Annotated in this window: 10 protein-coding genes and 1 pseudogene; 8 read left to right on the top strand and 3 right to left on the bottom strand. The window is 65.4% G+C overall.

Annotated features, from left to right (window positions below; genetic code table 11):
- The 5 genes and pseudogenes from JHC57_RS19115 to JHC57_RS19095 all read left to right on the top strand — a co-directional run.
- Positions 1-135 (top strand): annotated as a pseudogene (locus tag JHC57_RS19115) (phosphate ABC transporter, permease protein PstA); the annotation flags it as partial.
- Between the two features lie 2 nt (positions 136-137).
- Entirely contained in the window at positions 138-920 is a 783-nt protein-coding gene (gene pstB / locus JHC57_RS19110) for a phosphate ABC transporter ATP-binding protein PstB (RefSeq protein ID WP_294032086.1), read from the top strand.
- A 25-nt stretch (positions 921-945) separates the two neighbouring features.
- Entirely contained in the window at positions 946-1665 is a 720-nt protein-coding gene (gene phoU, locus JHC57_RS19105; protein ID WP_294032084.1) for a phosphate signaling complex protein PhoU, read from the top strand.
- A complete protein-coding gene (phoB, locus tag JHC57_RS19100; RefSeq protein WP_294032082.1) occupies positions 1665-2363 on the top strand; it encodes a phosphate regulon transcriptional regulator PhoB in 699 nt (232 codons plus the stop codon). Before phoU ends, phoB begins: the two co-directional genes overlap by 1 nt.
- A 103-nt stretch (positions 2364-2466) precedes the next feature.
- The gene (locus JHC57_RS19095; protein ID WP_294032081.1) at positions 2467-3531 is read left to right on the top strand and encodes a L,D-transpeptidase; all 1065 of its coding nucleotides are present in this window, start codon (positions 2467-2469) and stop codon (positions 3529-3531) included.
- Between the two features lie 17 nt (positions 3532-3548).
- Here the strand turns inward: JHC57_RS19095 and JHC57_RS19090 are convergent, their stop codons facing one another.
- Complete coding sequence (locus tag JHC57_RS19090) at positions 3549-4910, bottom strand: porin (protein WP_294032079.1); 1362 nt, start codon at positions 4908-4910, stop codon at positions 3549-3551.
- A 199-nt stretch (positions 4911-5109) separates the two neighbouring features.
- Here JHC57_RS19090 and JHC57_RS19085 point away from each other — a divergent pair, with 199 nt between their 5' ends.
- The 3 genes from JHC57_RS19085 to JHC57_RS19075 all read left to right on the top strand — a co-directional run bounded on the left by JHC57_RS19085 (position 5110) and on the right by JHC57_RS19075 (position 7875).
- Positions 5110-6012 (top strand): SDR family oxidoreductase, encoded by a 903-nt coding sequence (locus JHC57_RS19085; protein ID WP_294032077.1) that lies wholly within the window; start codon positions 5110-5112, stop codon positions 6010-6012.
- Between the two features lie 55 nt (positions 6013-6067).
- The gene (locus JHC57_RS19080; RefSeq protein WP_294032076.1) at positions 6068-6724 is read left to right on the top strand and encodes a DUF4328 domain-containing protein; all 657 of its coding nucleotides are present in this window, start codon (positions 6068-6070) and stop codon (positions 6722-6724) included.
- Between the two features lie 77 nt (positions 6725-6801).
- On the top strand, positions 6802-7875 hold the full coding sequence (locus JHC57_RS19075; RefSeq protein ID WP_294032074.1) for a hypothetical protein: 1074 nt from the start codon (positions 6802-6804) through the stop codon (positions 7873-7875).
- On the opposite strand, the gene JHC57_RS19070 is transcribed toward JHC57_RS19075, so the two are convergent.
- Positions 7853-8203 carry a DUF2794 domain-containing protein gene (locus tag JHC57_RS19070; protein ID WP_294032072.1) on the bottom strand — a complete coding sequence of 117 codons (351 nt, stop codon included), beginning with the start codon at positions 8201-8203 and terminating at the stop codon, positions 7853-7855. The two genes, JHC57_RS19075 and JHC57_RS19070, sit on opposite strands and share 23 nt — an antisense overlap.
- On the bottom strand, positions 8203-8823 hold a 621-nt coding region (gene epsC / locus JHC57_RS19065; protein ID WP_294032071.1), incomplete at its 5' end, for a serine O-acetyltransferase EpsC. The genes epsC and JHC57_RS19070, both read right to left, overlap by 1 nt.

Raw genomic sequence — 8823 nt, 5'->3', positions numbered from 1 at the left:
TTCCTCTGGTCGGACGAAGTCGACCGGGGCTTCGTCGAGAAAACCTCCGCCGCGATCATCGTGTTGCTTGTCGTGCTGCTGTCGATGAACGCCTTTGCGATCTATCTTCGCAACAAATTCGAAAAACGCTGGTGAACATGACCCAAGAAGACCTGACCATTACCGATCCGAAGATGAAGGCGCACGGCGTCAACGTCTTCTATGGCGAGAAACAGGCGATCAAGGATGTGTCGATCGACGTCGGCACCGACCTCGTCACCGCCTTCATCGGCCCTTCGGGCTGCGGCAAATCGACCTTCCTGCGCTCGCTGAACCGCATGAACGACACGGTCGCGAGCGCGCGGGTCACGGGCCGGATCGAACTCGACGGCGAGGATATCTATGCGCCGTCGATGGACGTCGTGCAGCTGCGCGCGCGCGTCGGCATGGTGTTCCAGAAGCCGAACCCCTTCCCCAAGTCGATCTATGACAATGTCGGCTATGGCCCGCGCATCCACGGCCTCGCGCCGAACAAGGCCGACCTCGACGTCATCGTCGAGCGCGCGCTGGTGCGCGCCGGCCTGTGGGACGAGGTCAAGGACCGGCTCGGCGAGAGCGGCACCGCGCTGTCGGGCGGCCAGCAGCAACGCCTGTGCATCGCGCGCGCGATCGCGGTCGACCCCGAAGTCATCCTGATGGACGAGCCCTGCTCGGCGCTCGACCCGATCGCGACCGCGAAGATCGAGGAACTTATTCACGAGCTGCGCGGTAAATATGCGATCGTGATCGTCACGCACAACATGCAGCAGGCGGCCCGCGTGTCGCAGCGCACCGCCTTTTTCCACCTCGGAACCCTGGTCGAATACGGGAAGACCACCGACATCTTCACCAACCCGAAGCAGGAACGCACCAAGGACTATATCACCGGCCGCTACGGTTGATCCGCGGCGCAAAAGGACAAGAGTGATGGCACTAACGAACGATCATACGGTCAAGGCTTTCGACGAGGATCTGAACCGCCTCCGCGGCCTGATCAGCGAGATGGGAGGCCGCGCCGAACAGGCGCTGCTCCAGGCGATGACCGCACTCAGCAACGGCGACCTCGACCTCGCGGCGCAGGTCGTGCGCGACGACAAGAAGATCGACGCGCTCGAAGCCGAAATCGAACAGCTCACGACACAGACGATCGCGCTCCGCGCCCCGATGGCGGACGATCTGCGCGAGATGATTGCGGCGCTGAAGATCGTATCGGTCGTCGAGCGCATCGGCGATTATGCCAAGAATATCGCCAAGCGCGTCGCGCTGATGGATCAGACGCGCCAGATCGAGGCAATCCCCGTGCTGACGTCGATGTCGTCGGCGGTTGCCGAACTGGTCCACGACGCGCTCGACAGCTTTGCCGCGCGCGACGCCGAGCTCGCGGTGCGCGTCACCGTCCGCGACAAGAATGTTGACGATTTCTACAACAGCATCTTCCGCACGCTCGTCACCTTCATGATGGAAAATCCGAAATATATCTCGGAAAGCGCGCACCTGCTGTTCGTCGCCAAGAACCTCGAACGCATGGGCGACCATGCGACGAACATCGCCGAGATGGTCTATTATGTCGTAACCGGCGAACGGATGGAGGAACGCGAGCGCGGCGAACAGCCCGAAGATGGCGCCGCGGAGCAGGAGCAAGGCTGATGCCGCAGCCCGATCTGCTGCTGATCGAGGATGACGAGGCGATCGCCGAGCTCATCGTCTGGCATTTCGCGCGCGAAGGCTTTTCGGTCCGCCAGACCCCCGACGGCGAACAGGCGCTCGTCCTCGTCGAGGAACGCGTGCCCGACATCGTCCTGCTCGACTGGATGATCGAGAGCCTGCCGGGCATCGAGGTCTGCCGGCGCCTGCGCCGCAATCCCAAGTCGGCGAACGTCCCGATCATCATGCTCACCGCGCGCGGCGAGGAGGAGGATCGCATCCGCGGTCTCGAAACCGGCGCCGACGACTATGTCACCAAGCCGTTCAGCCCGCGCGAGCTGGTCGCGCGCGTGTCGGCGGTGCTCCGCCGCCTGCGCCCCGCCCTCGCGGGCGAGATGCTGACCTATGCCGACATCGAGCTCGATTCGGTCGCGCACAAGGTCGTGCGGAGCAACCAGATCGTCGCGATGGGGCCGACCGAGTTCCGCCTGCTCCGCCATTTCATGGAGCATCCGGGCCGCGTCTTCTCGCGCGGGCAGTTGCTCGACAGCGTCTGGGGTCAGGACAGCGACATCGAACTGCGCACGGTCGACGTCCATATCCGCCGCCTGCGCAAGGCGATCAACCTGCCCGGCACGAGCGATATCATCCGCACCGTCCGCTCGGCGGGCTATGCGCTCGATGCGGGCAAGAGCGTCTAGGAATTGACCGGACCGGCCGGCGCATCGGCCAGCCGGCCCCGTCGGAGCGCATCCTTTCCGGGACCTTCACGTTGAACAGGTGAAGGCCAGGAAAGGACAGGTTTTGAAAATAACGCCATATTTCGTTACCTTGCTTCTGCTCGGCGGCTGCAATGCGCCATCCGGACCGAAGAGCGAACAGCAGCGGAAACCATCCGCGACCGAGCCCGCGACGCTCGATTTCGCCGATGCCAAGGCCGAAGAATCCTCCATCCCGGAAACACCCGCGTTGCGCGCGCAGGTCATCCTCGACCGCCTGGGCTTCTCGCCCGGCGTGATCGACGGCAAGGAGGGCCAATCCTATTTCGCCGCGCTTCGCGGATTCCAGACGGCCAACGACCTGCCCGATACCGGCAAGCTCGACGAGGCGACGCTCGCCGGCATGGAGCGCTGGCGCGATATTCCCGCGACGCGCGTCGTCGTCATCCCCGCCGGCTTCGCCGCCGGCCCCTTTTTCCCGGATTTCCCCGCCGACGCCGCCGGGCAGGCAAAGCTCCCGACGCTCGGCTATCGCAATTTGATGGAAGCGCTTGCCGAGCGTTTTCATACGACGCCCGAGGCGATCGTCGCGATGAATTCGGCGTCGACGCCCATCGGCGCGGGCAAGGCGATCCGCGTGCCCAACATCCCGAATGCCAAGGCGCGCGATGCCGTCAGCGACCCGCGCGGGTGGAACGACACGCTCCGCCGCCTCGGCGTGTCGTCGGAGCAGCCACAAGCCGAGAAAGTCGTCGTCGACAAGTCCGAGGGTGTGGTGAAGGCGTTCGGTGCCGGTGACAGGCTGATCGCGCAATTTCCCGCGACCATGGGCAGCAGCCGCGATCCGCTGCCGATCGGGCAATGGAAGATCCAGGGCGTCAGCCGCAATCCCGACTTCCATTACAACCCGAAGCTGTTCTGGGATGTGAGCGACAGCAAGGACTCGCAGCGTCTCGAACCCGGTCCGAACAGCCCGGTGGGCGTCGTCTGGCTCGACCTGAACAAGCCACATTACGGCATTCATGGCACCAGCGAACCGCACACGATCGGCCGGGCGGAGAGCCATGGCTGCATCCGCCTCACCAACTGGGACGCGGCGCGGCTGGCCCAGATGGTGAAGCCGGGCACGCCGGCGACACTTCAGCCCTGAGCGGTCGCCGCGCGGCGTCAGAAATCGACCTGGGTGCGCAGCCCGAAGGTATCGGCCTTGTAGCTGCGGTCGCCCGTAGCGGTCGGGATGCGCGCATCGTCGATCCACAATTTCCCGTAGTTGGCGGTGATGCGGATATATTCGATCGGCGCCCAGACGAGCCCGATCAGCGCCGCTTTCTGCTGCCCGCCGACGATACCCGCATCGTTGAGGTCGAGGTGGTCGTAGCGCGCGTTGACTTCGATCGCGCCGATCCCGCCGGCGGTGATCGGCTTCAAAGGCTTCAGCCGGTCGAAGGCTCCATCCTTGTAGCCGCGCGCGTCGCCGGGCGTCAGCACCATGCCGACTTCGGCATAACCGCCGAAGAAGGTCGGGTCGACGGCGCCCGCGCGCTTGACCGTGTGCCAATAGGCTTCGCCCGCCGCGTGGAACGGGCCGGAGAGGACCGCACCCTCGAGCCCCAGCCCGCGTTCCTTCGATACGTCGATCAGCCCGGTGTCGACGAGGCGAACGTCGGTCGTGTGGACGAAGGGACGCGCGCGGTAGCGGCCCGTCGCCGCGGGATCATCGGGATCGCGATAATGGCCCGACGCTGCGAGATGGAGTTGCGTCTTGCCGAACTTCGGCATGAAGACGACGCGGCCGTCGACGCTCATGCTGTGGTTGCTGTCGGTGAGGTCGAGGGCGTTGTCGCCGAACACCCCGCCCTGCACGAGAAGCGCCTTCCCCTTGTATTGCGCCGAGAGCCCGACGCGGCGCTCGAAGCCGAACGCCTGAACAAAGGCCGCGCGCTCGGTGAGGCTGGTGAAAAGATCGCTCGTCATGTCGTCGAGGCCGGTGAAAACCTTGACCTGACCGGCGGTTACCGAGACCGGACCGGTGCCATAGGTCAGATAGATGTCGGTCAGCTCGACAGTGCTGTTCGCTATGTCGGCTTCGACGCGGTATGAAAAGCCGCCCGGAATCTTGCCGTCGACGCCAAGGTAGACGCGGCGGAACTCGGTCGCGGTACCCCCGCGAAGGCCGGTCACGCCCGCCGGCGCATCGACGCTCGCAACGTCGAGCTGGATGCGCCCGCGCGGCTTGAAGCTCCAGCCGTCGGCGGTCCTGATCTCGGGCGCGGCCTTCCAGCTGATTTCGGTCGCCGGCTTCGCCGGAGCCGACGGCGTCGCGGGCGTCGGCACCGGAGCGGGCGCCGGCGCGGTTTGCGTGGTCGCCGCGTCGAGCCGGGCTTCGAGCGTCTGCACCTGCGCCCTCAGCGCCGCAAGCTCGGCGCGCAGCTGCGCCGCTTCCTCGGCGGTCACCGCCTGCGCCTGCGCTGCGGCCGGAAAGCTGAACATCGATGTCGCCAGCAGAGCGGCGGTCAGGGTGTGGCGCATGAAGATTTGCTCCGTTGCGAAAGGTGACAATCTGGAGGCGCTGCTATGACGCTTAAGTGACAGGTACACGTCATTTGCATGACATTTTTGTTTCACCCTGCACTTTTCTCTCCCTCTTGCCAGCGAGGAGCGAACGGCTAAGGACGTTCCAGTTTTTTCGGGCAACCTTTCTCCGGCTTGCCCTTTCCGGGAGACCATCATGACGATCAAATTTGACGGGCGTGTTGCCATTGTTACAGGTGCCGGCGGCGGCCTCGGCCGCGCTTATGCGCTGGAACTCGCCCGCCGCGGCGCGAAGGTCGTCGTCAACGACCTCGGCGGGTCGCGCGACGGCACCGGCCATTCGGACGCCGCACTGCAGGTCGTCGAGGAAATCCGCGCGGCCGGCGGCACCGCCATGTCGAACGGCGGCAGCGTCACCGAATATGACCAGATGGTCGAAATGGTCGCCAAGGCGAAGGAAGAATGGGGCGGCGTCCACGTCCTGATCAACAATGCCGGCATCCTGCGCGACAAGAGCTTCGCCAAGATGGAACCCGCCGATTTCGACCTGGTGCTGAAAGTGCACGTCAGCGGCAGCGCCAATGTCACCAAGGCGTGCTGGGAGCTGATGCGCGAACAAGCCTATGGCCGCATCCTGATGACCGCCTCGTCGACCGGCCTCTACGGCAATTTCGGACAGGCCAATTACGGCGCGGCGAAGCTCGGCCTCGCCGGGCTGACCAAGACGCTTCACCTCGAAGGCGCGAAATACAACATCCGCTGCAACACGATCGCCCCGGTCGCGGGAACGCGCATGACCGAGGATATCTTCCCCGCCGAATTGTTCGAGAAGTTCACGCCCGAGAATGTCGTTCCGGCCGCGCTCTACCTCGTCAGCGAAGACGCCCCGACCAACATGATCGTCGGCGCGGGCGCGGGCGCGTTCCACGCCGCCTATGTCACGATGACGCCGGGCGTCGCGCTTCCCGAAGGCGAGCGCACCCCCGAGGGCGTCGCGGCGGCGTGGGAGAAGATCATCGACCGCAACGGCGAAACCGTCCCCCAGTCGGGCAGCGAGCAGTCGATGAATGTCATGAAGGCATTGATGGCGCTGGGCTGAACCTGATATATTCCCCCGCGGGCGCGCCGGGGCGGCGCATCCGCGGGGGAATGTCATGGCGATCATGGGACTTTTCGAGGGAATCGACCTGCTGGCGCAGCGGGCAAAGCTCGTGAAGTTCCTGCTGATCGCGGGATTCGCCGTGATCGGGGCAAGCCTTCTCGGCCAGATCGCCGAACTGCGCGGCATCATTTCGCTCGACGAGAATGCGCCGCTTACCGGCGGGGCGGCCGCCTATGCCGCGGCCGGCCTTGCCGACCTGTTGCTGACGCTGATCACGGTCGTCTTCTTCGGCATGTGGATTTATCGCGCCGCCGCCAATATCGTCGCCGCGGGCGTGGTCGGCTTCGACTATACGCCGGGCTGGGCGGTCGGCTGGTTCTTCGTTCCCATCGCCAATCTCTTCAAACCCTATGCGGCCATGCGGCAGATATGGAATGCGAGCCACGGCGGACAGGGCGACGAACTCGAGCGGGCGGAAAGCCTGCTCGCCATCTGGTGGGGAACATGGGTGTTCGCGAACATCGCATCGAACATCGCGCTCCGCCTGACGATCAACCCCGCGTCGGCGGAAGAACTCCGGACCGGCCAGCAGATCGGCATCCTTGCGTCGCTCGTCAGCCTTGCGCTCTATCCCGCGGCGTGGCGGCTGGTCGACCGGATCACGACGGCACAGCGCGAGCGGCTCACCGCCGCGCATATCTTCGCCTGACTTATTGTGTTGCATCACTAATACAGTTTTGATAAAACGCCCCCGGGGCAAGGGGATCGGACAGAAGGACGACCCCGATGTATAGTGAAAGCGACCTGCAAGCCGCGGTCGATGCAAAGGTACTGACGCCGGAGGCCGCATCGGCTTTCCGCTCGCATATCGCATCGGTGCGCGCCGCCCCCGGAGCCGATGAGGAATCATTCCGCCTCATCACCGGTTTCAACGATATCTTCGTCAGCATCGCGGCGGTGATCCTGCTCGTCGCGGTCGGCTGGATCGGCGCGTCGATCCATCCCGCGCTCGGCGGCGCCTTCGTCGCCGGCTCGGCCTGGTTCCTCGCCGAATATTTTACCCGCAAACGCCGCATGGCGCTGCCCAGCATCGTCCTCGTCCTCGCCTTTTCGGGCGGGGTGTTCGGAACGATGGTCGGGTTCCTCGTCAGGCATGGCGAGGATATTTTCGGCAGCAGTCCGTCGGAGACGATCGGCGCGATCCTCGTCGGATCGATGGCGCTGATCACCGCCGCCGCGACCTGGGCGCACTGGAAGCGTTTCATGGTGCCGATCACCGTCGCCGCCGGAACCGCCGCGCTCGCGGCGACCGCGGTCGCGCTCGTGCTCGCGATCACCGGAATGCCCAGCCCCGACGGCACGCTGCCGATGGCGCTCGTGCTGATCGCCGGCCTCGGCGTCTTCGCGCTCGCGATGTGGTGGGACCGCAGCGACCGCGTGCGCCAGACGCGGCGCAGCGACGTCGCCTTCTGGCTCCACCTGCTCGCCGCGCCGATGATCGCGCACCCGATCTTCCACCTGCTCGGCGTCACGCGCGGCGACGACATCGGCAGCGCCGCGGCGGTGATGGTGATCGCCGTCTATATCCTGTTCGGGCTGATCGCTCTCGCGATCGATCGCCGTGCGCTGCTGGTGTCGGCGCTCGCCTATGTGCTGTTCGCGATGACCCAGCTGTTCAACACCTTCGGCGCGGTCGAACTCAACGTCGCGCTGACGGCGTTCGTGATCGGTTCGGCGCTGCTGCTGCTCTCGGCCTTCTGGCAGAATGCGCGGGCGGTGGTGGTCGGCTTCCTGCCGCCGAATATCGCCGACCAGTTGCCGGCGACGGTGCGGACGGTCAGTCCGATACCAGCTTCATAAGCTTGCGTTCGACGGGGGCGAGCACATTCGAAAGCTCGTCCCCGCGTTTCAGGATCGCCCCGGCTTCGGAGACAAGGGCCCACATGCCCTGCCGGCTCCGCAAGGCGGGGCGTTTTTCTATGCGATATTCGGGGCGCTCGGCGGCGCGGCGAAAGGCCGAGAAGATCGCGGCGTCGCGGTGGAAATCCATCGCATAGTCGCGCCAGTGCCCCGCCGCGACCATGCGACCGTAGAGGTCGAGGATACGCATGAGCTCGGGGCGCTCGAAGCCGGTCTGTTGCGGTGCCGCCCGACCATTTCCGAACGGCAAGGACGTCACGGTTCCCATCAGGCGCCGGTCCGGCTCCCTTTGCGCCGCGGCGCTTCGTCATCGACGGCGGCGAGCTCGCGCTCTTCGAGCAGCGCCTTGAGTTGCTTCTGCATCTGGTCGAGCTGGCACTGCAGCAGTTCGACCTTCTGCGTCGCAGGGTCGAAGGTTTCGCTGCAGGGCGTGCCATAGGGCACGAATTCGCGGGCATATTCGGTCGCGTCGAGCAGGGTCGAGCGCGCCGGAATGCCGACCATCACCGCGCCCTCGGGCACGTCCTTCGTCACCACCGCATTGGCGCCGACGCGTGCGCGCGCGTGGACGGTGACAGGGCCGAGGATCTGCGCGCCCGATCCGACGATGACGTCGTTCGCGAGCGTCGGGTGGCGCTTGCCGCCGATGCCGTTCGCGGGATCGGTGCCGCCGAGCGTCACGCCCTGATAGATCGAGACATTATCGCCGATCTCGGCGGTCTCGCCGATCACGACGCCGAAACCGTGATCGATGAACAGATGCTCGCCGATCGTCGCGCCCGGATGGATGTCGATCGCGGTCAGGAAGCGCGAGAGGTGATTGACGAAGCGCGCGAGAAAGAAAAGCCGCGCCTCGAACAGCCAGTGCGCGATGCGGTGCATGCCGAC

The organism is Sphingopyxis sp. (assembly GCF_016463645.1).
Taxonomy (GTDB): Bacteria; Pseudomonadota; Alphaproteobacteria; order Sphingomonadales; family Sphingomonadaceae; genus Sphingopyxis.
This window is presented reverse-complemented; position numbering and strand designations above follow the sequence as displayed.

What these genes read in the sequence shown, in the direction of transcription:
- pstB (WP_294032086.1), top strand. Translation starts at nt 138, where the DNA reads ATGACCCAAGAAGACCTGACCATTACCGATCCGAAGATGAAGGCGCAC.
- phoU (WP_294032084.1), top strand. Translation starts at nt 946, where the DNA reads ATGGCACTAACGAACGATCATACGGTCAAGGCTTTCGACGAGGATCTG.
- phoB (WP_294032082.1), top strand. Translation starts at nt 1,665, where the DNA reads ATGCCGCAGCCCGATCTGCTGCTGATCGAGGATGACGAGGCGATCGCC.
- JHC57_RS19090 (WP_294032079.1), bottom strand. Translation starts at nt 4,910, where the DNA reads ATGCGCCACACCCTGACCGCCGCTCTGCTGGCGACATCGATGTTCAGC.
- JHC57_RS19085 (WP_294032077.1), top strand. Translation starts at nt 5,110, where the DNA reads ATGACGATCAAATTTGACGGGCGTGTTGCCATTGTTACAGGTGCCGGC.
- JHC57_RS19080 (WP_294032076.1), top strand. Translation starts at nt 6,068, where the DNA reads ATGGCGATCATGGGACTTTTCGAGGGAATCGACCTGCTGGCGCAGCGG.
- JHC57_RS19075 (WP_294032074.1), top strand. Translation starts at nt 6,802, where the DNA reads ATGTATAGTGAAAGCGACCTGCAAGCCGCGGTCGATGCAAAGGTACTG.
- JHC57_RS19070 (WP_294032072.1), bottom strand. Translation starts at nt 8,203, where the DNA reads ATGGGAACCGTGACGTCCTTGCCGTTCGGAAATGGTCGGGCGGCACCG.